At 73.7% G+C, this 20,317-nt stretch carries 20 protein-coding genes and 3 pseudogenes; 8 read left to right on the top strand and 15 right to left on the bottom strand.

Translation table 11 applies throughout. From position 1 onward, the window contains the following. Positions 1 to 20: 20 nt before the first annotated feature. The gene (locus ACIQ6R_RS13965) at positions 21 to 1,709 is read left to right on the top strand and encodes a DUF885 domain-containing protein (protein ID WP_404181113.1); all 1,689 of its coding nucleotides are present in this window, start codon (positions 21 to 23) and stop codon (positions 1,707 to 1,709) included. Between the two features lie 10 nt (positions 1,710 to 1,719). Here the strand turns inward: ACIQ6R_RS13965 and ACIQ6R_RS13970 are convergent, their stop codons facing one another. The 3 genes from ACIQ6R_RS13970 to ACIQ6R_RS13980 form a co-directional block, all read right to left on the bottom strand. Beyond that, positions 1,720 to 2,565: an SDR family oxidoreductase gene (locus ACIQ6R_RS13970; protein ID WP_404181116.1), complete on the bottom strand. Its 846-nt coding sequence runs from the start codon at positions 2,563 to 2,565 to the stop codon at positions 1,720 to 1,722. A gap of 289 nt (positions 2,566 to 2,854) precedes the next feature. Next, positions 2,855 to 3,373 (bottom strand): immunity 21 family protein, encoded by a 519-nt coding sequence (locus ACIQ6R_RS13975; RefSeq protein ID WP_404221202.1) that lies wholly within the window; start codon positions 3,371 to 3,373, stop codon positions 2,855 to 2,857. A 21-nt stretch (positions 3,374 to 3,394) separates the two neighbouring features. After that, positions 3,395 to 3,871 carry a rhodanese-like domain-containing protein gene (locus ACIQ6R_RS13980; RefSeq protein ID WP_404221204.1) on the bottom strand — a complete coding sequence of 159 codons (477 nt, stop codon included), beginning with the start codon at positions 3,869 to 3,871 and terminating at the stop codon, positions 3,395 to 3,397. Positions 3,872 to 3,993: 122 nt separating this feature from the next. Here ACIQ6R_RS13980 and ACIQ6R_RS13985 point away from each other — a divergent pair, with 122 nt between their 5' ends. Continuing rightward, positions 3,994 to 4,440: an Lrp/AsnC family transcriptional regulator gene (locus ACIQ6R_RS13985; protein WP_404181125.1), complete on the top strand. Its 447-nt coding sequence runs from the start codon at positions 3,994 to 3,996 to the stop codon at positions 4,438 to 4,440. Between the two features lie 14 nt (positions 4,441 to 4,454). Here the strand turns inward: ACIQ6R_RS13985 and ACIQ6R_RS13990 are convergent, their stop codons facing one another. The 5 genes and pseudogenes from ACIQ6R_RS13990 to ACIQ6R_RS14010 all read right to left on the bottom strand — a co-directional run bounded on the left by ACIQ6R_RS13990 (position 4,455) and on the right by ACIQ6R_RS14010 (position 10,615). Further along, on the bottom strand, positions 4,455 to 7,448 hold the full coding sequence (locus ACIQ6R_RS13990) for an AAA family ATPase (RefSeq protein ID WP_404221206.1): 2,994 nt from the start codon (positions 7,446 to 7,448) through the stop codon (positions 4,455 to 4,457). Next, on the bottom strand, positions 7,445 to 8,608 hold the full coding sequence (locus ACIQ6R_RS13995; protein WP_404221208.1) for an exonuclease SbcCD subunit D: 1,164 nt from the start codon (positions 8,606 to 8,608) through the stop codon (positions 7,445 to 7,447). The genes ACIQ6R_RS13990 and ACIQ6R_RS13995 overlap by 4 nt, the downstream gene beginning before the upstream one ends. 105 nt (positions 8,609 to 8,713) lie before the next feature. After that, positions 8,714 to 9,340 (bottom strand): YigZ family protein, encoded by a 627-nt coding sequence (locus tag ACIQ6R_RS14000; RefSeq protein ID WP_404221210.1) that lies wholly within the window; start codon positions 9,338 to 9,340, stop codon positions 8,714 to 8,716. A gap of 23 nt (positions 9,341 to 9,363) precedes the next feature. Then, a pseudogene (locus ACIQ6R_RS14005) lies at positions 9,364 to 9,899 on the bottom strand (SixA phosphatase family protein). After that, positions 9,896 to 10,615: a hypothetical protein gene (locus ACIQ6R_RS14010; protein ID WP_404221375.1), complete on the bottom strand. Its 720-nt coding sequence runs from the start codon at positions 10,613 to 10,615 to the stop codon at positions 9,896 to 9,898. Before ACIQ6R_RS14010 ends, ACIQ6R_RS14005 begins: the two are co-directional and overlap by 4 nt. Before the next feature lie 157 nt (positions 10,616 to 10,772). Here ACIQ6R_RS14010 and ACIQ6R_RS14015 point away from each other — a divergent pair, with 157 nt between their 5' ends. After that, positions 10,773 to 11,180, top strand: a complete 408-nt coding sequence (locus ACIQ6R_RS14015) for a CoA-binding protein (protein ID WP_404181141.1) — start codon at positions 10,773 to 10,775, stop codon at positions 11,178 to 11,180. 25 nt (positions 11,181 to 11,205) lie between these two features. Here the strand turns inward: ACIQ6R_RS14015 and ACIQ6R_RS14020 are convergent. After that, positions 11,206 to 11,386 (bottom strand): annotated as a pseudogene (locus ACIQ6R_RS14020) (AAA family ATPase); the annotation flags it as partial. Then, a pseudogene (locus tag ACIQ6R_RS14025) lies at positions 11,334 to 11,810 on the bottom strand (hypothetical protein); the annotation flags it as partial. The pseudogenes ACIQ6R_RS14025 and ACIQ6R_RS14020, both read right to left, overlap by 53 nt. 161 nt (positions 11,811 to 11,971) lie before the next feature. On the opposite strand from ACIQ6R_RS14025, the gene ACIQ6R_RS14030 reads away from it, so the two are divergent. Beyond that, positions 11,972 to 13,195 carry a 4-hydroxybenzoate 3-monooxygenase gene (locus ACIQ6R_RS14030; RefSeq protein ID WP_404221212.1) on the top strand — a complete coding sequence of 408 codons (1,224 nt, stop codon included), beginning with the start codon at positions 11,972 to 11,974 and terminating at the stop codon, positions 13,193 to 13,195. A gap of 9 nt (positions 13,196 to 13,204) precedes the next feature. Here the strand turns inward: ACIQ6R_RS14030 and ACIQ6R_RS14035 are convergent, their stop codons facing one another. Further along, positions 13,205 to 13,564: an ArsR/SmtB family transcription factor gene (locus ACIQ6R_RS14035; RefSeq protein WP_404181146.1), complete on the bottom strand. Its 360-nt coding sequence runs from the start codon at positions 13,562 to 13,564 to the stop codon at positions 13,205 to 13,207. A gap of 67 nt (positions 13,565 to 13,631) precedes the next feature. Between ACIQ6R_RS14035 and ACIQ6R_RS14040 the strand changes: the two genes are divergently transcribed. Beyond that, positions 13,632 to 14,768 (top strand): cation diffusion facilitator family transporter, encoded by a 1,137-nt coding sequence (locus ACIQ6R_RS14040; protein WP_404221214.1) that lies wholly within the window; start codon positions 13,632 to 13,634, stop codon positions 14,766 to 14,768. Positions 14,769 to 14,772: 4 nt separating this feature from the next. Here the strand turns inward: ACIQ6R_RS14040 and ACIQ6R_RS14045 are convergent, their stop codons facing one another. Together ACIQ6R_RS14045 and ACIQ6R_RS14050 are read right to left on the bottom strand one after the other, a co-directional pair. After that, positions 14,773 to 15,330 (bottom strand): YbaK/EbsC family protein, encoded by a 558-nt coding sequence (locus tag ACIQ6R_RS14045; protein ID WP_404221216.1) that lies wholly within the window; start codon positions 15,328 to 15,330, stop codon positions 14,773 to 14,775. A gap of 116 nt (positions 15,331 to 15,446) precedes the next feature. Next, a complete protein-coding gene (locus ACIQ6R_RS14050) occupies positions 15,447 to 16,250 on the bottom strand; it encodes an acyltransferase (RefSeq protein ID WP_404221218.1) in 804 nt (267 codons plus the stop codon). A 107-nt stretch (positions 16,251 to 16,357) separates the two neighbouring features. Between ACIQ6R_RS14050 and ACIQ6R_RS14055 the strand changes: the two genes are divergently transcribed. Then, positions 16,358 to 16,888 carry a gamma carbonic anhydrase family protein gene (locus tag ACIQ6R_RS14055; RefSeq protein ID WP_404221377.1) on the top strand — a complete coding sequence of 177 codons (531 nt, stop codon included), beginning with the start codon at positions 16,358 to 16,360 and terminating at the stop codon, positions 16,886 to 16,888. Positions 16,889 to 16,971: 83 nt separating this feature from the next. On the opposite strand, the gene ACIQ6R_RS14060 is transcribed toward ACIQ6R_RS14055, so the two are convergent. Together ACIQ6R_RS14060 and ACIQ6R_RS14065 are read right to left on the bottom strand one after the other, a co-directional pair. Further along, complete coding sequence (locus ACIQ6R_RS14060) at positions 16,972 to 17,595, bottom strand: DedA family protein (protein ID WP_404221220.1); 624 nt, start codon at positions 17,593 to 17,595, stop codon at positions 16,972 to 16,974. Between the two features lie 108 nt (positions 17,596 to 17,703). After that, positions 17,704 to 18,141, bottom strand: a complete 438-nt coding sequence (locus ACIQ6R_RS14065) for a DUF4442 domain-containing protein (protein WP_404181385.1) — start codon at positions 18,139 to 18,141, stop codon at positions 17,704 to 17,706. An 85-nt stretch (positions 18,142 to 18,226) separates the two neighbouring features. Here ACIQ6R_RS14065 and ACIQ6R_RS14070 point away from each other — a divergent pair, with 85 nt between their 5' ends. Further along, entirely contained in the window at positions 18,227 to 19,165 is a 939-nt protein-coding gene (locus ACIQ6R_RS14070) for a hypothetical protein (protein ID WP_404221223.1), read from the top strand. 125 nt (positions 19,166 to 19,290) lie between these two features. Then, positions 19,291 to 20,310, top strand: coding sequence for a hypothetical protein (locus tag ACIQ6R_RS14075; protein ID WP_404221225.1), 1,020 nt, complete (start codon positions 19,291 to 19,293; stop codon positions 20,308 to 20,310). The last annotated feature ends 7 nt before the right edge of the window (positions 20,311 to 20,317 follow it).

A 20,317-nucleotide genomic window follows, 5' to 3' on the forward strand; every position in this document is an offset into this window, starting at 1 on the left:
ATCCGTATGAGGATGTCCGCATGTCAGAGACCAAGAGCCCGCTGCCCCGCGAGGTCGCCGACGCCTACGTCGACGAGCTCATCGCCCTCGACCCGGTCACCGGTACGTTCCTCGGCGTGCAGGAGAGTTCCAGCCGCCTGCCCGACTTCTCGCCCGCGGGGCAGGAGGCCCTCGCGGAACTGGCGCGGGCCACGCTCGCCCGGCTGGACGAGGCGGAGCGCCGGCCCGGCGGGGACAGCGACGTGGAGCGGCGCTGCGCCCGGCTGCTGCGCGAGCGCCTCACCGCCGAACTCGCCGTGCACGAGGCCGAGGAGGGCCTTCGCTCGGTCGGCAACATGGGCACCGCCGCGCATTCGGTGCGCGAGGTCTTCACGGTGACGCCGACGCAGACGGACGAGGACTGGGCGCGGATCGCCGAGCGGCTGCGCGCGGTGCCCGCGGCGCTGGGGGGTTACCGCGAGTCCCTGGCCCTCGGTCTGGAGCGCAAGCTGTACGCGTCCCCGCGCCCGACCGCCACCTTCGTCGAGCAGCTCGGCGAGTGGGCGGACACGGGTGAGGGACGCGGCTGGTTCGAGGACTTCGCCGCCGCCGGCCCCGACGCGCTGCGCGCGGAGCTGGACGAGGCGGCCCGGGCCGCGACCGCGGCCGTGGTGGAGCTGCGGGACTGGATGCGCGACGTGTACGCGCCGGCGATCGAGGGCGCCCCGGACACGGTGGGCCGCGAGCGCTACGCCCGCTGGTCGCGCTACTACAACGGCACGGACCTGGACCTGGACGAGGCGTACGCGTACGGCTGGGCCGAGTACCACCGCCTGCTCGCCGAGATGAAGCAGGAGGCAGAGAAGATCCTGCCGGGCGCCGGGACGCCGTGGGAGGCGCTGGCGCACCTGGACGAGCACGGCAAGCACATCGAGGGCGTCGACGAGGTCCGCGACTGGTTGCAGGGCCTGATGGACCAGGCGATCGAGACGCTGGACGGCACCCACTTCGAACTCGCCGAGCGAGTGCGGAAGGTGGAGTCGCGGATCGCCCCGCCCGGCAGCGCGGCGGCCCCGTACTACACGCCGCCGTCGGAGGACTTCTCGCGCCCCGGCCGGACCTGGCTGCCGACGATGGGCCTGACCCGGTTCCCGGTCTACGACCTGGTCTCCACCTGGTACCACGAGGGCGTTCCCGGTCACCACCTCCAGCTCGCCCAGTGGGCGCACGTGGCCGAGGACCTCTCCCGCTACCAGGCCTCGGTCGGCATGGTCAGCGCCAACGCCGAGGGCTGGGCGCTGTACGCGGAGCGGCTGATGGACGAGCTGGGCTTCCTCACGGACGCGGAGCAGCGGCTCGGCTACCTGGACGCGCAGATGATGCGGGCCGCCCGGGTGATCGTGGACATCGGCATGCACCTGGAGCTGGAGATCCCGGCCGACTCCCCGTTCCACCCGGGCGAGCGCTGGACGCCGGAGCTGGCGCAGGAGTTCTTCGGCGCGCACAGCAGCCGTCCGGCGGACTTCGTGGAGAGCGAGCTGACCCGGTACCTGACGATCCCGGGCCAGGCGATCGGCTACAAGCTCGGCGAGCGTGCGTGGCTGCTGGGCCGGGAGAACGCCCGCAAGCGGCACGGTGACGCCTTCGACCCGAAGGCCTGGCACATGGCGGCCCTCTCCCAGGGCTCGCTGGGCCTGGACGACCTGGTGGACGAGCTGTCCCAGCTCTGAGCCGGGCCGCTCACCTCCTGAACCCGCCCTCCGAGTCGACGACCTGGCCGGTGACCCACTCCGCCTCGTCCGTGGCGAGCCACGCGACGAGGCGGGCCGGGTCGTCGGGCATGCCCCACCGCCCGGAGGGGAAGAGGGCGGCGATGGCCTCGTAGTCCTCGCCGGTCATGTAGTCGGTGTCCACGGGCCCGGGGTTGACCGCGTTCACGGTGACCGCGTGCTCGGCGAGGGCCGTGGACAGGCTGCGCGTGATGGAGGCGAGCGCGCCCTTCTGCAGGGCGTAGGCGATCTCGCCGGGCATACCGCCGGCGATGTCCTGGCCGGAGGTCATCATCACGACGCGTCCGCCGGGTGTGCGGGGCGGCAGGGCGGCGCGCAGCCGGGCGTAGGCCTGGACGAGCAGCAGTACGGAGCGGGTGTCGACCTGCCAGTGCGCGTCGAGCATGGCGGCGTCGATCGTGTCGAGGGTGCCGTCGGAGCCGCTGAGGGCGTGGTTGGCGACGAGGATGTCCAGTCGCCCGCCGAGCGCTTCGGTGGCGGCGGCGACCAGTTCGCCGGGTGCGCCGGGGTCGGTGAGGTCGCCGGGGCCGGCCGCCACGGTGGCGTCCGGGTCGCCGAGCGCCGCGCGCACGGAGGCGACCACGTCCTCGGGCCGGTCGGCGCCCCAGGGCATGGCGGCGTCGTGCGGGACGTGGTGGTGCAGGTAGACGCTCGCCCCGTACGCGGCGAGCCGCCGGGCGGTGGCGTGGCCGATGCCGCCGCGTCGGCTGGCTCCGGTGACGAGGGCGGTCCGGCCGCGCAGGGGCAGGGGGTCGCGGCGGAGGTCCTCGGGGGCGGGGTGCGGAAGTCGTGGCATGGGCACCCATCATGGCCGGCCCGCCGCAACGACGCAGCCTGATAACCGCGGTGGCCGACGGTCCACTGACCGCGGTGGCCCACGGCCCACTGACACCCGAGCCAACGGCCCGCCGACCGCCCTGGCCAACGGCCCACGCGCCCGCGGCCAACGGCCCGTCGACCGCGGCGGTCAACAGCACCCAGACCGCGGTGGTCGACGGCCCGCCGACCCCCAAAGCCAACGGCCACCGACCGCGGCGGTCAACGGCACCCGACCACTGCGGCCAACGGCCCACCGACCACCGTGGCTAGCGGTCCGCGAGTCGTCGCAGTTGTACGACGTTCAGCCAGGTCTCCGGCCCGGGGTGCACCTCGGCCGCGCGCACCGCGTACCGGCCGGGATCCAGGGCGACCCGCACGTGGTCGGCACGGTCGCAGGCGGTACCGGGCCAGGCCGCGTCGAAGAGGAGCACGGGGCCGGGCACCTGCCAGGACACCTCGGGCTCCCACTCGGCCTCGTCGAGGGCGGCGGGGACGCCGGCCAGCACCTCGTCCTCGGAGTCCGCGGCGCACCAGCGGACGAAGGTGCCGTGGTCGGGCAGGTAGGCGGTGGAGGCGGGTTCGTCGCCGAGCACCAGGGCCGCGCAGTCGCCGACCGGGAGGAGTCCGACGTAGCCGTCGACCTCGCAGGCCCGGTCGTAGTCGGAGTCCGTCTCCTCGCCGTCGGCACCGGTCCAGAACGGCAGGACCGTCTCCGGGACCGCGATGAGCGGACCGCCGCCCGACTCCACCCACTCCACCGCGCCCGGCTCCGCGTATCGCACCATGCCGCAGAACCTACACGCCGCTCAGCAGCCGCAGTCGCCCGCGTCCGCCGGGGCGGTCAGGGGGTCGGCGGCACGGCGCTCGGTGCCCTGCCGGGTCTCGTGCGCGAAGCCCTCGCGCACCCAGTACTCGTAGCCGCCGAGCATCTCCTTGACCCGGTAGCCGAGTTCGGCGAGGGCGAGGACGGCGCGGGACGCACCGTTGCAGCCGGGGCCCCAGCAGTACGTGACCACCGGCACCGCCGGGTCGAGGAGTCGGCCGGCCTGTTCGGGCACGAGGGCGGTGGGCAGGTGGACGGCGCCGGGGACGTGGCCCTGGTCCCAGGACTCGGTGGAACGGCAGTCCACGAGGACGAACCCCGGGTCGCCGTCGGCGGCGAGCGCGGCGGCCACGTCGGAGACGTCGGCGTGGAAGGCGAGGCTCGCCCGGAAGTACGCGGCGGCCTCGGAGGGCGGCGCGGGGGCGGTGCTCAGGACGGGGTTGACGGTGGTGGTGTTCACGGCGCGGCCTCTCCTCGGTGGATCTCCTGGCCAGAAACCTAAGGTCCGCGAGCACCTCTCCAGAAGGCAGTTCTCCTGGTCTGTCCCTTGCCGGGCCGGGGATTCCCTGCTGTTCATGCCGGATGACCGCGTATTCCCCGGACGCCACCGACTGGCTCATCCTCGACGCCCTCCAGCGCGACGGGCGGGCCACTTTCGCCGAGTTGGCCCGTGCGGTCTCGATGTCCGCGAGCGCGGTGACCGAGCGGGTGCGCCGGCTGGAGGAGGCAGGGGTCGTCCAGGGGTACACGGCGGTCGTCGACCCCGAACGGCTGGGGCTGCCGATCCTGGCCTTCGTGCGGCTGCGCTATCCGGTCGCCAACTACAAGCCGTTCCACGATCTGGTCGCGGTCACTCCCGAGATCCTGGAGGCGCACCACGTCACGGGGGACGACTGCTTCGTCATCAAGGTCGCGGCCCGGTCGATGCGGCATCTGGAGGAGGTGTCGGGCCGGATCAGCGCGCTGGGCTCGGTCACCACGAGCGTCGTCTACTCCTCACCGCTCCCCCGCCGGCCGCTGGGCCGCTGAGGCCCCGGAACAACTCAGCCGGTACCCCGCTGCCGCAGCACCGACCCCGACCGCCCCTTCACGACCTCCAGTTGGGCGTGTATCCGCCGCCGCAGGTCGGCGACGTGGCTGACGATGCCGACGCTGCGGTCCCGCTCACGCAGCGAGTCGAGGACGTCCAGAACCTCGTCGAGGGTCTGGTCGTCCAGGCTGCCGAAGCCCTCGTCGATGAAGAGGGTGTCCAGGCGGACGCCGCCCGCCTCGTCCGTGACGACATCGGCGAGGCCGAGCGCGAGGGCGAGCGAGGCGAAGAACGTCTCGCCGCCGGACAACGTGGCCGTGTCGCGCTCGCGGCCGGTCCAGGCGTCGACCACGTGCAGGCCGAGACCGCTGCGACCGCGCCCGGTGCGGTCGTCGGAGTGGACGAGGGTGTAGCGGCCGGAGGACATGCGCTGGAGCCGCGCGGTCGCCGCGGCGGCGACCTGTTCGAGGCGCGCCGCCAGCACGTACGACTCCAGGCGCATCCGGCGTTCGTTGTCCGCGGAGGTGCCGGCCGTGAGGGAGGCGAGGCGGGCGACTCGGCCGTGTTCCTCGCGCAGCGGGGCGAGCCGGCGTACGGAGGTGGCGGCGTGGGCGGACAGCCGGTCCAGTTCGGCGCAGCGGCGGGCGGCGGCGTCGCGGGCCGAGGAGGCGTCGCGCAGGCGCCGGCCCGCGACGGCGGCGGTGTGTTCCGCCGCGGCGAGGCCGGCGGGCGGCTGCTGGGCCGCGGCGGCGGTGTCTGCCTCGGTGAGGACCGCGCGGACGGCCGCCTCCTCCAGGTCCCATGCGTCGAGCCGGCGTTGCAGTTCACGGTGGGCGACGTCGTCGAGCAGCGCGGCGGCGGCGTCCCTGGGGGTGTCGAAGCCGGCGCGGAAGGCGGCGTCGGCGAGTCGGGCGTCGGCGTCCTTGAGGCGCTGGGCTGTGTCCTCGGTGACGCGGGCGGTATCGGCGGCCTCGGTCAGCCGCGTGACCCGGCGCTCCAGCTGCGCGGCCCGCGCGGCCACGCTGTCGGAGTTTCCGCGGGCCCGCGTCAACTCCTCCTCCAGAGCGGTCCGTTCGCTCTCCAGCCGTTCCCGGTTGCCGACCCGGGAGGCGGCCCGGACGGCGGCCTGCTGCTGGGCGGCGATCCGCTGCTCGCGCTCCTGCTCCGCGCGGCGCAGCTCCTCCTGCGCGGCGTGCAGCCCGGACGCGCTCGCCCGCGCTCGCGCGTACCGCCGCTCCAGTTCCTCGGCTTCTTCGGCCAGCCGGGCGGTGGGCGCGTCCCCGGCCTCCGCGGTGGCGGCGGCGAGTGCCTCCCGTACGGTGCCCAGGCGCCGTTCGGCGTCGGCGCGCCGCTCGTCGGCGTCCTGGTAGGCGGCGAGGGCGCGCTCCTCCGCCTCGCGGTCGACATGCCCTGCGACCCTGCGTGCCGGGGCGGGGTGTTCGGTGGCGCCGCACACGGCGCACGGTGCGCCTTCGGTGAGCCCTTCGGCGAGTTCGGCGGCGATGCCGTTCAGCCGCTGTTCCTTGAGGTCGAGCCAGTGGGCGCGGGCCGCGACGGCGTGTTCGGCCGAGGCGAGGGCGTGCCGCTGGGTCTCTTCCGTGTCGGCGGCGTACTGGTCGCGTTGGCGTGCCGCGTTCAGTCGCCGCTGTGCCGGGTCGCGCTGTACGGCGAGCTGTTCGGCGAGGGTCGCCGCCTCCTGCGCGGAGTCGACGCCGGCCTGCAGTCCGGTGCGCGTGGCCTCCCAGTCGGCGAGCCAGGTCTCCGCCTCGTGCAGGACGTCCTCGTCGGCGCGCTCCTGCCGGTCCAGGCGGGTCCGCTCCTCGACCAGTTCCGCGAGGCGCTGTTCGGCGCGGCGGGCCGAGTCCAGCCCGCCCAGTTCCTCGGCGGCCCGGCGGGCGGCCGCGGCGAGTCCCGCGGCACCGGCGTCCGCGAGGTCCTGGGGCAGCAGGGCGCGCGCGCTCGCCTCCGAAGCCGCCGCCCGCCGGTGCTCGGCGTCGGCGGCGTCCCGCAACTCCAGTGCGGGGGCGACCGCTTCGGCCTTGCGGGCGCGCTCCATGCGTTTTTGCGCGGCGCGGTGGGCGTCGGCCCGCTCGGCCAGCCGTGCGGCCCGCTCGTCCGCCTCGGCGAACCGGCGCTGCAGCCGGTCCAGTTCGCGTGCGTCGGCCAGGTCGCGTTCGGCGGCGCGCTGGGCGGACTCGGCGGCCACGAGCCGGCAGTCGGCGATGGCCAGCAGCTCGCGGGCCGTGCTGCGGGCGACGGCGGCGGCGGTGAGGACGGCCTCGGCGAGGCCCGGCTCGCCCGGCGCCAGCTCCGGCGCTTCCATCGTGTCGCCGGCGGCCTGCTGCATCCGGTGGGCGTCGGCCAGCAGCGTGGCGTCCCCCTCCCGCACCCGCGCCTCGGTGGTGCGGCGCCGCTCGGCGAGGCGTTTCTCGACCTCGGCGAAGCGCCGGGTGTCGAAGAGCCGGCCGAGGAGCTTGCCGCGGGCCTCCGCGTCGGCGCGCAGGAAGCGCGCGAAGTCGCCCTGGGGCAACAGCACGACCTGGCAGAACTGCTCGCGGCTCATGCCGAGCAGCTGGGTGATCTCCTCGCCGATCTCCTGGTGGGAACGGCTCAGGTCCTTCCAGGTCCCGGCTCCCGCGTCGTACTCGCGCAGCCAGGTCTGGGCCTTGTCGACGGTCGTGCCCTTGCCGCGCAGCTTCGGGCGCTCCCAAGGTGGCTGCCGGGTGACCTCCAGCCGCCGTCCGGCGACGGTGAGTTCGAGGCGCACCTCGGTGCGCGTACGGCCGTCGGCGTGGTCGCTGCGCAGGGTCATGCCCTGGCCGCTCTGGCGCGCGCCGGGCACCGAGCCGTACAGCGCGTAGCAGACGGCGTCGAGGACGGAGGTCTTGCCGGCGCCGGTGGGTCCGTGCAGCAGGAAGAGTCCGGCCGCCGACAGGTCGTCGAAGTCGACCCCCTGCGATCCGCCGAAGGGCCCGAAAGCGGTGACGTCCAGCCGGTGCAGCCTCACCGGGCCACCTCCCGCAGGGTCTGGTCCGCGCGCACGGCGTCGAAGGCGTCCCGCAGCACGGTCTGCTCGTGGTCGTCGGGCCCGGCACCCCGCACGTGCGTCACGAAGTCCTCCGCGATCTGCTGGTCGCTGCGGCCGGCGAGGCGGCGGGCGTAGGACACGGCCGGGTCGTCCGGGGCCCGCTCGGGGTCGAAGAGGAGACTCAGCGTGTGCGGGAAGCGCTCGGTGAGCCGGGCCATCGGGTCGGCCGGACGCACCGGGTCGGTGAGGGTCGCCTCGACCCACGCCTCCTCGTGCGGGGTCAGCCCCGGGTCGGCGAGCAGCTCCTCCAGGGTGCCGCGCAGCCGCGCCAGGTCGCGGGGCACCGGGCAGTCGATCCGCTCGGCGGTGACCGTGCCGTCGGCGCCCAGGTCGACGAGCCACATGCTCTTGCGATGGCGGTGCTCGGAGAAGGAGTACGGCAGCGGGGAGCCGGAGTAGCGGACCCGCTCGGTGAGGGTCTGGCAGCCGTGCAGGTGCCCGAGCGCCACGTAGTCGACGCCGTCGAAGACACCGGAGGGCACGGCGGCCACGCCTCCGACGGTGATGTCCCGTTCGCTGTCGCTCTGCTCGCCGCCGGTGACGAAGGCGTGCGCGAGGACGACGGAACGCGTTCCCCGCGCGCGGGTGGCGAGGTCGGCGCGGACCCGGTCCATCGCGGCGGCGAGCACGGCCTCGTGGCCCGCCTTCTCGACCCCGAACTCGGTCCTCACCAGTGCCGGTTCGAGATACGGCAGTCCGTAGAAGGCCACCTCTCCGTGCGCGTCCTCCAGCACGACCGGGGTCCCGCATCCCGCCGGGTCGGTGCGCAGGTGGATGCCGGCCCGGTCGATGAGGCCGGCGCCCACGCCCAGGCGGCTGGCCGAGTCGTGGTTCCCGGAGATCATCACCGTCGGCACCCCGAGGTCGGCGAGGCGGTGCAGGGCGTCGTCGAACAGCTCGACGGCGGCCAGCGGCGGCACCGCCCGGTCGTACACGTCCCCCGACACGACCACGGCGTCGACGCCGTGCGCGCGCACGGTCTCGACGAGGTGGCCGATGAACCCGGCCTGGGCGCCGAGCATGTTCACCCGGTGGAACGCCCGGCCGAGATGCCAGTCGGAGGTGTGCAGCAGTCGCATGATCCCCGAGACTAACGGCAGGGTCCGACAGCCCGGGTGGTTACTCCCGTTTCGCCCCTCACCCCTGTTCCACAAAGGGCTGTTATGTCTCGATTGTCCGCCTTGTCAGGCGTCCCCGTACGCCTCGCCGCCCAGTTCGAACCCGGCCGACCCGGCGGTGGCGTCCGCGAGCCAGGAACGGAACGTGTCCACGTCGGCCTCCGGCAGGCCGATCTCGATGGTGACGGCCTCGGCGTACCGCACGTCGCGCACCGCGCGTCCCGCCGTGCGCAGGTCGTTCTGGAGCTTGCCGGCCCGCTGGTGGTCGACGGTGACCGTGGCCAGGCGGAACCGGCGGCGGGTGAGCGTGCCGAGGTCGTCCAGGGCCTCGCCGACCGCGCCGCCGTAGGCGCGGATGAGTCCGCCCGCGCCGAGCTTGACGCCGCCGTAGTAGCGGGTGACGACGGCGACGACGTAGCGCATGTCGCGGCGCAGCAGCATCTGGAGCATCGGGACGCCGGCGGTGCCGCCGGGCTCGCCGTCGTCGCTGGCCTTCTGTACGGCGGCGTCGGCTCCGATGACGTACGCCCAGCAGTTGTGGCTGGCGTCCGCGTGCTCCTTGCGTACGGCCGCGACGAACGCCTGGGCGTCCTGCTCGGTGGCGGCCGGGGCGAGGGCGCACAGGAAGCGGGAGCGGTTGATCTCGGTTTCGTGCACACCCGCGCGGGCGACCGTGCGGTACTCGTCCTGCATCCGGCCAGCCTATGCGCTCACCGTCACCCGCCCCGCGGCACGGTCATCGCGGTCAGCAGGGCCGCGCCGGGGGCAAGGGCCCGCCAGGCGGTGCCGTGCCAGTCCGGTACGGCGATCGCCGACGTGGGGTACTTCGCGCGGACCCGGTCCAGCGTGTCGTCGAGGGCGTCCCCGGCCAGCGCGAGGACGAGCTCCTCCAGGCCTGGACTGTGGCCCACCAGGAGCAGCGTCTCGATGTCGGCGGGCACCTCGCGCACCGCTCAAGCAGCTCCGGTACGCCGGCCGCGTACAGGCGCGCGTCATAGTGCACGGGCGGCGGCGTGCCCCACTGGGCGGAGACCAGTTCCCAGGTCTGCCGGGCGCGTACGGCGGTGGAGGACAGGGCGAGGTCCGGCAGCCGGTCGGACTGGGCGAGGGCCCGTCCGGCGGCGGGGGCGTCGCGGCGACCGCGCCCGGCGAGCGGACGGTCGTGGTCGGCGACGCCTCCGGGGCGCGCCGACTTGGCGTGCCGCAGGACGACCGGACGGCGCGGCGGGCCCGACCCCGGGCGCGCGATCACGCCGGGGCTCCGATGTCCCGGGCGAGGTGCAGGCCGAGGAACCGGTCGGCGTAGGCGTAGGTCTCGAACCGGGCTCCGTCCGGAAGGTCCGCGTCCGTCTCCACCCGGCGCAGGACCCGCAGCACCGCGGGGGCGTCCAGGTCGTCCTCCCAGGCCGCGCGCAGCTGGTCGCGCACCTCGCCCGGGACGGGACGCGACGGCTGCCGCGCCCAGGCGGCGACCTCGCGGCGCCAGCGTGCGAGCGTGTCCCGGGCGTCGTCCAGCACGGCCCCGTCGAGCTCCACGCGCGCGTGGTGGTGCCGCTCCAGCAGGGCGAGACGCAGGGCGTCGGGGTCGGCGGTGGCCGCCTGTCCGGCCGCGTCCACGGGGGCGACGGCGACCGTCGTCCCGTCCGGAGCGACCGCGCCCTCGCGCACGACGTGCACGGCCTGGCCCGCGCCCGGACCGGTGCCGGTGGCGCCACCGTCCTCGAAGGGCCGGATGCCGAGGGCCGCGGCGTCCGCACGCAGCTCCGCTCTCTCGTTCGCACCGGTCAGCAGGGCCCACGTGGGCGTGCCGTCGAGTTCCAGGGCGCGGACCAGCAGGTCGGCGACGAGCAGCACACGCAGTCCGGTCGTGTCGCGGCCCGGCGCGTGCGCCTCGACACGGGTCGGCCCCCGTCGGGCGGGGACGGCGGGGGCGGGTTCTGAGGTCCGGGCGTCGATGATGCGCAGCACGGAGCGAGCGTAGGCGGGACGGGGCGCCGGCGCACAGGGGGCGCGCTCGCCACCCTCCCCGCCGCACGGGGAATCTCCGCGCGCCGCCGTCCGTTGTCCCGACCGGAGGACGCGACACGCGACACGCGAGTCGTCCAGGAGCACAAGGAGGCCGCCGGTGTACGGCGACGAGGCAACCGTCCGCAAGATCCTCACCGAGCTCGGCGACACCTGGGCCGTGGTGGGTCTCTCGTCCAACCGGGAACGCGCGGCGTACGGCGTCGCCGAGGTCCTGCGGCGCTTCGGCAAGCGCGTCGTGCCGGTGCATCCCAAGGCCGAGACGGTGCACGGCGAGCGGGGGTACGCCTCCCTCGCGGACGTCCCCTTCGACGTGGACGTCGTCGACGTCTTCGTCAACAGCGCCCTGGCCGGACCGGTCGCCGACGAGGCGGTCGCGAAGGGTGCCGGGGCCGTCTGGTTCCAGCTCGGCGTGATCGACGAGGCCGCGTACGAGCGGACCCGGGCCGCGGGCCTGGAGATGGTGATGGACCGCTGCCCGGCGATCGAGATCCCGCGACTGGGCTGACCCCCGCGACGCCTCACCGGCCGCCTGCCGGGTCCGAGCCGCGGCAGGGTCGCCCGGGGCCAGATTCCGCCCAGGCCCCGGAGGACGACGTCATGGTCGTGGGTCCACTGAAGATGGACGAATCGGTTGGCCAACGGCGGGCTCAGCTCCCAGCCGTCGGCCGCCGAGGACCGCGGGTTGGCGGCGGCCACGATCCTCACCCCCGGCGCCGTCCCACACGGCCAGGCTGATCCGCTGGCCGCCTTCCGCCCGGGCGGGCGGTGTCCGGACCACGAGATGCACCGGAGGCGATCCGTCGCGTCCCGCGATGCCGTACCGCGCCAGGGTGAGCGTGAGGCCCGGGCGGAGCAGCCCGTCCGGAGCGATTCTCGGCATGTGCCAGCGCAGCAGGTCGGGAGCGAGGTGGCGCAGATCGGCCCGGACGCGAGCCGCGAGGTCGTGACCGTGTGTCCGCGCCAGGGAACGCAGGTTGAGGTCGACGTCGATGCCCGCGGCGGCGCACGCCCCGGCCCAGTCCCCGGCACGGCGGCGGGCGGTCGCGGCATCGATCATGGACGGCGGCACGGCGAACTCGCGCACGCGCGGCCAGAAGGAGAGGCGGGAGTCCCCGTTCGCGAGGTGAGTGGGCATCAGCACTCACCTTGCGCGGACAGGTCCCCCAATCTGAAGACAGGAGGAGTAGTCATCGCGGGGAGCATAGCCGCGCCGACAACGGACTGACAGGCGTTTTCCGCGCGGAGGGCCGCCCGGAGCATTCCCGTGGACCGCGTGCCACCGACATAATATTTCGAGTGAACTCTGCCTCCCCCAGCGCCAACTCACCTGCTCCACAACGCTTTTCGGTCGTCGTCGTGGGCGCCGGCCCCGCCGGGCTCACCGTCGGCACCATCCTGCGCGCGGCGGGCGTCGACTGTCTCGTCCTGGAGACCGGGACCCGGGAGGTCATCGAGCGGCGGCCCCGCGCCGGGGTCATCGAGGAGTGGGCCGTACGCGGGCTGGAACGGCGCGGACTGGCGCGGAACCTGTTGGAGCGGGCACAGGCGCACACCGAGTGCGAGTTCCGGTTCGGCGGGGAGCGGTACCGGTTCGAGTACACCGGGCTGACCGGTCGTCACCACTTTGTCTACCCGCAGCAGTTCCTGGTGACGGACCTGGTCCGGGAGTACGCGGACGTGCGGGGCGGGGAGATCCGCTTCGGTGTACGTGACGTCCGCCTGCACGGGCTGGAAGCCGGCCGACCGTCGGTCTCGTACGTGTGCCCTGTTACCGGTGAACGGCGTTTCGCGGAAGCCGACTTCATCGCCGGTTGCGACGGTGCGCGCGGTGTGTCGCGGGCGGCACTGCCGTCCGATCGCGTCCGTGTCGCACGCCGCGATTACGGCGTCGGCTGGCTGGCGCTGCTGGCTCAGGCGCCGCCGTCCGCGGACTGTGTCGTCTTCGGCATGCATCCGCGCGGTTTCGCCGGCCACATGGCGCGCAGTCCCGAGGTGACCCGCTACTACCTCCAGTGCCCGCCGGGCGACGACCCGGAGAACTGGCCGCACGATCGGGTCTGGGCGGAGTTGCGGGAACGGCTCGGCGCGGTCGGCGCACCGCCGCTCAAGGAGGGGCGGCTGATCGAGAGGCGCGTCCTGGACATGCACGGTTACGTCGTCGAGCCGATGGCCCACGGGCGCCTCTTCCTGGCCGGGGACGCGGCCCACCTCACCGCCCCCATCGCCGCCAAGGGCCTGAATCTCGCCCTGCACGACGCCTTCCTGCTGGGCGACGGGCTGGTCGCCCACCTCACGAAGGGCGACGACACCGGCCTGTCCGGCTACTCGGCCACGTGTCTTGCCCGGGTGTGGGACTACCAGGAGTTCTCCGAGTGGCTCGCGGAGATGTACCACGGGACGGCGTCGGGCGACCCGTTCCGCGCGGGTGCCGCACTGGCCCGGCTCCGGCGGCTGTTCGACTCACCCGTCGCGGCGACGGCGTTCGCCGAGCAGTACCTCGGCGCCCGCACCAGCGGCTGAGACTCCCTCTCAGTCGTGGAGCGGCCGGTCGCCGAGCCGGTGGTCGGCCACGTTCAGCGCCTCGTCGACCAGGCGGCGCAGGTGCCCGTCACGCAGCGCGTACACGACCCGCCGGCCCTCCTTGCGCGTGCTCACCAGCCCCGCGAGCCGCAGCCGGGCCAGGTGCTGGCTGACCGCGGGCCGGGCGGCCTCGCATGCCTCGGTGAGGGTGGTGACGTCGGCCTCCCCGGCGGTCAGGGCGTGCAGCAGGGTCAGACGGGTGCGGTCGCCGAGCAGGGCGAGGACCTCGGCGGCGAGCGCGAACTGCTCCTCGCCGGGTGTGCGCGGGTGCGCATCGTCCGCAGGTGACAGGTGCATGCGTGCGCTCATACGCACATAATGGCGTGTTGGACGCCGGGCGTCCACCACCGCACCGGAACACCGGAAGGGGCACCCCGTGAGCGACCCGCACCGGCAGCACCAGCACCAGCACCAGCACCAGCACCATGCTCATGACCACGACCACGACCACGACCACGACCACGACCACGACCATCATCACCGCCACCACGACGACGACGCCCACACCCCCGGCCACCACTCCCCCGCCCGCCCGTGGCACCGCCTCGCACACCGACTCACCCCGCACTCCCACGAGAGCGCCGACAAGCTGGACCCGGCGCTGGAGTCCTCGGCCCGTGGGCTGCGCGCCCTGTGGGTGTCGCTGGCGGTGCTCGGCGCGACGGCGGCGGCGCAGGCGGCCGTGGTGGTGGTCTCCGGGTCGGTGGCCCTGCTCGGCGACACCGTGCACAACACCGCGGACGCGCTGACCGCCGTACCGCTGGGCATCGCCTTCGTCCTGGGCCGGCGCGCGGCCACCCGGCGCTTCACGTACGGCTACGGGCGGGCGGAGGACCTCGCGGGCATCGTCATCGTCCTGACGATCGCCGCGTCCGCGGTCCTGGCGGCGTGGACTGCGGTGGACCGGTTGCTCGATCCGCGCCCCGTCGCACACGTCCCGGCGGTGGCCGTCGCCGCCCTGGTCGGCTTCGCCGGCAACGAGTGGGTGGCCCGCTACCGGATGCGCGTGGGACGGTCGATCGGCTCCGCCGCGCTGGTCGCCGACGGACTGCACGCCCGGACGGACGGTTACACGTCACTGGCCGTGCTGCTGGGCGCGGGCGGCGCGGCGCTGGGGTGGCGGCTCGCCGACCCGGTCGTGGGGCTGGCAATCACGGCCGCGATCGTGCTGGTCCTGCGGGACGCGGCACGCGAGGTGTTCCGGCGGCTGATGGACGCCGTCGATCCGGCGCTGGTGGACCGGGCCGAGCGCGTACTGACCGAGGTGCCCGGCGTGCGCGGGGTGAGTGAGCTGCGGCTGCGCTGGATCGGGCACCGGCTGCGCGCCGAGGTGGCCCTGGTGGTGGACGGCGAGGCGACGGTCCGGCAGGCACATCGCATCGCCGTCGAGGCGGAGCACGCCCTTCTCCACGCCGTCCCGCGGCTCGCCGCCGCCCTCGTCCACGCCGACCCGGCACCGGCCCCGGGCGAGACGGATCCGCACCTGACGCTGGCCCACCACGCCACCGCGTGAACGGTCAGGCGACGCCCAGCCCCTCCAGCACCACGGCTCCCGGCAGTTCCGCGAAGGCCTTGCCCGGCACCAGCAGCTTGCCGCGCCGGCGTCCGCTGCCGACGAGGACGTACGGCAGGTCGACCACGGCCGAGTCCACCAGAACCGGCCAGTCACCGGGCAGGCCGACCGGGGTGATGCCCCCGTACTCCATGCCGGTCTCGCCGGTCGCCGTGTCCATCGAGGCGAAGGAGGCCTTGCGCGCGCCGAGGTGGCGGCGTACGACACCGTTGACGTCGACCCGGGTGGTGGAGAGCACCACACAGGCGGCCAACGTCGTACCGCCGCCCCGCTTGCCGGTGACCACCACGCAGTTGGCGGACTGTTCGAGCAACTCACGGCCGTAGTGCTCGACGAAGGTTGCCGTGTCGGCCCACTCCGGGTCGGTGTCGACGTAGACGATCTGGTCGGCGGGGACGCTGCCGCGCCAGTGACGTACGGCGTCGGCGACCGGCCGGGTCAGTTCGTCGAGGGCGTCCGGGGCGGGCGTGGCACTGTCGAAGTTCCCGATGGGTGCGTGCATGGCCGCACGCTAACAACAGCGGCCGGTACGGCGAACGGGCGTCTCAGCGGACGGGCGGCACCGGCATCAGCGGACGGACGGCACCGGCACCGGCACCGGGACCGGGACCGCCGTGGTCAGCTCTCGGCGGCCGGCTCCGCGAGCCTGCCCGGCCCTGCCACCCGGTCGTCCAGCTCGGCGAGCCGGGCCACCGCCTCGTCGTCCAGCTTCGACAGCGCCCGCAGCTGTCCCGGCGTGACCCCGTCGGGGATCGGCACCGGAGCCGGTGTCCGCAACGGCGGCTGCCAGCCCTCGTCGGGCGTCCAGCGCCGTACGACACGGGCCGGCGCGCCCGCCACCACGGCGTGGTCGGGGACCGCGCCCCGGACCACGGCACCGGCGGCGACCACCACGTTCCGCCCGATCCGCGCACCGGGCAGGATCACCGCGCCGGTGCCGATCCAGCAGCCGGAACCGATCTCGACCGGGTCCATCCGGGGCCACTGCTTGCCGATGGGCTGGTGCGGGTCGTCGTAGGAGTGGTTGGTGGAGGTGACGTAGACGTAGGGGCCGAAGTAGCAGTCGCTGCCGATGGTGACCGTGGTGTCCGCGATGACGTGGCTGCCGCGGCCCAGGACGACTCCGTCGCCGATGCGCAGGATGGGCTCGGGGCCGAGGTCGAGGTCGGGCATGAGTCCGGCGGTCAGGGTGACCTGCTCGCCGATGATGCAATGGGCACCGACGTGGATCCAGGGCTCGCCGAAGACCGTGCCGAGCGGGAAGGCGAGCCGGGTGCCCGTGCCCAGCGCCCCGAAGCGGAAGCGTCCGGGGTGTGCGGCGGTGACGGAGCCGGTGCGCTGCACCCAGGCCCAGCCGGCGTGGACGGCCCGCTGCGCGAGGCGGCCCCGCCAGGACGAGAACGTGTTCTTGCGCTTGGGCACCCGCCCACGGTAGTGGGCACGCGGTGCGGGCATGGCTTCGGAGGCCTGTGATCTTCACCCCACCGGGTGGCGTACGGTGCCGTACACCACCCGAGCAGGAGGCGATGATGACGCAGCAGGCGCTGATCACGGGCATCGGCGGTAAGGACCCGAAGGTGGACGCGGAGGCCTTCGTGGCGCCGACGTCCTCGGTCATCGGGGACGTGACGCTCCACGCGGGGGCGAGCGTCTGGTACGGCGCGGTGCTGCGCGGCGACGTCGAGCGGATCTCCGTCGGCGCGGACAGCAACGTCCAGGACAACTGCACGCTCCACGCCGACCCCGGCTTCCCCGTCACCGTCGGTGAGCGCGTCTCCATCGGGCACAACGCCGTGGTGCACGGCGCGACCGTGAAGGACGACTGCCTGATCGGCATGGGCGCCACGGTCCTCAACGGCGCGGTGATCGGTGCCGGGTCGCTGGTCGCCGCGCAGGCGTTGGTGCCCCAGGGGATGGAGGTGCCGCCGGGCTCGCTGGTGGCGGGGGTGCCGGCGAAGGTGAAGCGGGAACTGACGGAGGAGGAGCGTCAGGGGGTCACGCTGAACGGGACGATGTACGCGGCGCTGGCCTCGCAGCATCGGGATGCGCATACCGGCTGACGGCGAGAGGCCCTCTGCTGATCGTTCGTGGTTGCTCGCGCCGTTCTTGCTCGCGCCGTTCCCCGCGCCCCTTCGGGGGCGCCTCAGTCCCCGGCGGTCAGAGGCTGGGCCTTGGCCGCCTTGCGCTTCAGGACCAGCATCGACGCGACGCCGATGCCCACGGCCACCACCAGGCCCAGCCAGGAGAAGCGCTTCAGCCAGGACTCGGCGACGACGCCGACGTAGTAGATGACGGCGGTGGTGCCGCCCGCCCAGACGATGCCGCCGAGGACGTTGGCGATCAGGAACTTCCAGTACGGCATCCGCAGCACACCGGCCAGCGGGCCCGCGAAGATGCGCAACAGGGCGACGAAGCGGCCGAAGAACACGGCCCACATGCCCCACTTCTGGAAGGACCGTTCAGCGGTGGCGATGTGCCCTTCGCTGAAGTGCCTGGGGAATTTCCCGCCCAGCCAGGCCAGGAGCGGCCGGCCTCCCTTGCGGCCGATGGCGTACCCGATGGAGTCGCCGATCACCGCGCCCGCGCTGGCACAGGCGCCCAGGACCAGCGGGTCGACGCCGCCGTGCTGCGAGGACAGCAGGGCGGCCGAGACCAGGATGATCTCGCCCGGCAACGGGATACCCAGGCTCTCCAGACCGATGACCAGTCCGACGACGGCGTAGACGGCCGCCGCGGGCACCGTGTCGAGCCACTCCTGGACGTGCAAGGCCAGACCCTCCGATTCGCGCCCCCGCTGGGTTCCGGGTGGGTCTCGCGCCGCTTCCCGGGTCGCCTCGAACGAGGCGACCCGGGAAGCCTACCGGTTCGACGGGCGTCAGCTGTTGGGACGCAGGGTCCATATGACGGTCATCTCACTGGTCACGGCACCGTCCTCGCGCTGAATAACGACGCTCACCGGGAACTCGGGGCGGCTGCCCTCGTCCAGCTCCGCGACGACCTCGGCGACGGGGCGGCCGAGTGTCGCGGTGGCCGTGACCGGACCGAGCGCGATCTTCTTGAAGGCGATCTCCGCGGTGACCGGCAGCGGCACCGCCCGGGAGAGCTGGTCGCCGAAGGCGGCCAGCACGATCGCACCGCTGGCCGACTCGCCCAGCGTGAACATGGCTCCGGCGTGCGGCCCGCCGACGTGGTTGCGGTACTCGCTCTGGTCCGGAAGGGCCAGCACGGCCTTCTCCGGAGTGGTCTCCAGGTACTCGAGGTTCAGGGTCCGGACCATCGGCACCGTGGCGGCGAGCAACTCGCCGATCGACATCTGATCTGCGCTCATGACGGAAGGTTACCCATGAGTAGCATCCTCGTGCCAGGCATCCGGGGTGATCGCCGTAAGCTGTCCGGCCATGTGGCCAGGAGAGCAGCCCCCCGCCGGCGGACCGGACCCGCGACAGCCCGACCCGTACCAGCAGCCTGGCCACCAGCAGCAACAGCCTTACGCCGGGCAGCAACCCGCCTCCTGGAACGCGCCCACGGTCACGGCCGCCCCACCACCCGGTGGGGGGCCGGGCGGCCGTACGAAGCCGGTGGCGATCATCGCCGCCACGGTCGTCGTGGTGGCCGCCGCCGTGACCGGGGCCGTCCTTCTGGGCGGCGGTGAGGACGACCGGGCCGAGCCCGGCCCCACCGCCTCCTCGGCACGGGCGTCCGCCGCAGACAACCCGCGCGACGGGGACGACGGCCCGAGGCCGACCGTCGCCGGCTGGCGTGTCGTGGCCAACCCCGGCCAGGGCATCGCCTTCGACGTGCCGGCCTCCTGGGCGCTCCAGTCCCGCGACTGGGTCACCTACGTCGCCGAGGACGACGACCCCGAGGAGAAGCCGCTGGTCGCCATGAAGGCCCCGGCCGTCCTCGAGGAGAAGTGGTGCGGCGCCGACGCCGACCGGGACGGCTCGGTCGGCCACACACCGCTGGCGAGCGCGGGCACCCGCGGCAACAACGGTGCGCGGAGCACCGAGGAGATCGCCCGGACCGACTCGGCGGCCTGGGTCTACGGGGCCTTCGCCCAGCCGGCCCGGGACAAGGTCGCGACGGGACCGGTGACCTCCTTCACCACCGCCTCCGGCATCAAGGGCAGCATCGCCACCTCCCGTTCGTCCGGGGTCGAGAAGAAGGACGAGTGCGACGTGGACGGCAAGGCGACGACGTTCGCCTTCGAGTCCGCCGACGGCGACCTCGTCTCCTGGTCGTTCTTCGGCGCCGCGGACGTCGGCGACGAGGTTCCGGACGCCACCGTCCGGAAGATCCTCGCCACCGTCAGGGAGTACACCCCGGCGGAGTCCTGAGGCCCCGACCCGGGTCGACGGGGAGCGGAAGGGCTGCTGCCGGGGCGCGGGGTGCCGACTTCGGTACGTCCCTGACAAGGGCCGGTGACCGAATCGTGTCCTGAGCGGCATTAGGGTGACCTCTCATGTGGCCAGGACAGCAGCCGCCCGGGGGCGAGCAGAACCCGCAGAACAATCCGTATCAGCAGCCGGGGTACCAGCAGCCGAATCCGTATCAGCAGCCCGGCTACCAGCAGCAGCCCGGTGCGTACGGGCAGCAGCAGTGGGGTGCTCCGCAGCCCCCCGGGGCTCCGCAGCCGTCTTCGGGTGGTGGCGGGGGCGGCAACCGGACGAAGGTGGTCGCGATCGTCGCGGCGCTCGCCGTGGTGGTGGCCGCCGGTGTCACCGGGTTCCTCGTGCTGGGCGGTGACAAGGACGACCAGGCGGACGACGGCAAGGACAAGAAGCCGTCCGCGAGCGCGTCCGCCGACAAGTCCGAGACCCCGTCCACCGACCCGAGCGCGTCCGGCGGCGAGGACAACCCGCGGGGCGGCGACGGGCTGAAGGCGACCATCGACGGCTGGAAGGTCGTCGCCAACCCGCGCTTCGGCACCATGTTCGACGTGCCCGCCGACTGGGAGATCGACAGCACCGACACCAGCGTCGGCTTCGAGTGGGAGGAGAAGGGCAAGACCGACCGCACCACAGTCACCGCCCCCGCCTACCTGAAGTCCGAGTGGTGCACGACCGACGAGAACAAGGACGGCCGCAAGGAGAGCACCGCCCTCGCCACCACCGGTACCCGCGGTGAGAGCGGCGCCAAGGACACCGACATGGCGGCCGAGACGCGGGTGCCCTGGTGGATCTTCGGCGGTTACACCCAGCCGGACAAGAAGAGCGTGAAGTACGGCAAGCCGAAGGCGTACACCACGACGTCCGGTATCAAGGGCAGCGTCATCACGGCGTACTCGCAGGGCACGCCCCAGAAGGGGAAGTGCGACAGCGAGGGCAAGGCGATCACCTTCGCCTTCAAGAACAGCGCGGGCGACTTCGTCACCTGGAACCTGTACGGCGCCAAGGGCGTCGACGACGAGGTCCCGGAGGCGACGATCCAGAAGATCCTGAGCACCGTGCGCCTCACCGAGGAACCGCCGACCGAGTCGTAGGCGCACC

Source organism: Streptomyces sp. NPDC096048, assembly GCF_044763415.1.
Taxonomy (GTDB): domain Bacteria; phylum Actinomycetota; class Actinomycetes; order Streptomycetales; family Streptomycetaceae; genus Streptomyces.

Bases quoted from the DNA above. Each gene is read 5' to 3' on its own strand.
- ACIQ6R_RS13975 (WP_404221202.1), bottom strand. From the start codon at position 3,373: ATGGTGCGATACGCGGAGCCGGGCGCGGTGGAGTGGGTGGAGTCGGGC.
- ACIQ6R_RS13995 (WP_404221208.1), bottom strand. From the start codon at position 8,608: ATGCGACTGCTGCACACCTCCGACTGGCATCTCGGCCGGGCGTTCCAC.
- ACIQ6R_RS13970 (WP_404181116.1), bottom strand. From the start codon at position 2,565: ATGCCACGACTTCCGCACCCCGCCCCCGAGGACCTCCGCCGCGACCCC.
- ACIQ6R_RS14070 (WP_404221223.1), top strand. From the start codon at position 18,227: ATGTGGCCAGGAGAGCAGCCCCCCGCCGGCGGACCGGACCCGCGACAG.
- ACIQ6R_RS14065 (WP_404181385.1), bottom strand. From the start codon at position 18,141: ATGTCGATCGGCGAGTTGCTCGCCGCCACGGTGCCGATGGTCCGGACC.
- ACIQ6R_RS14055 (WP_404221377.1), top strand. From the start codon at position 16,358: ATGACGCAGCAGGCGCTGATCACGGGCATCGGCGGTAAGGACCCGAAG.
- ACIQ6R_RS14045 (WP_404221216.1), bottom strand. From the start codon at position 15,330: ATGCACGCACCCATCGGGAACTTCGACAGTGCCACGCCCGCCCCGGAC.
- ACIQ6R_RS14000 (WP_404221210.1), bottom strand. From the start codon at position 9,340: ATGCAGGACGAGTACCGCACGGTCGCCCGCGCGGGTGTGCACGAAACC.
- ACIQ6R_RS13965 (WP_404181113.1), top strand. From the start codon at position 21: ATGTCAGAGACCAAGAGCCCGCTGCCCCGCGAGGTCGCCGACGCCTAC.
- ACIQ6R_RS14075 (WP_404221225.1), top strand. From the start codon at position 19,291: ATGTGGCCAGGACAGCAGCCGCCCGGGGGCGAGCAGAACCCGCAGAAC.
- ACIQ6R_RS14035 (WP_404181146.1), bottom strand. From the start codon at position 13,564: ATGAGCGCACGCATGCACCTGTCACCTGCGGACGATGCGCACCCGCGC.
- ACIQ6R_RS13985 (WP_404181125.1), top strand. From the start codon at position 3,994: ATGACCGCGTATTCCCCGGACGCCACCGACTGGCTCATCCTCGACGCC.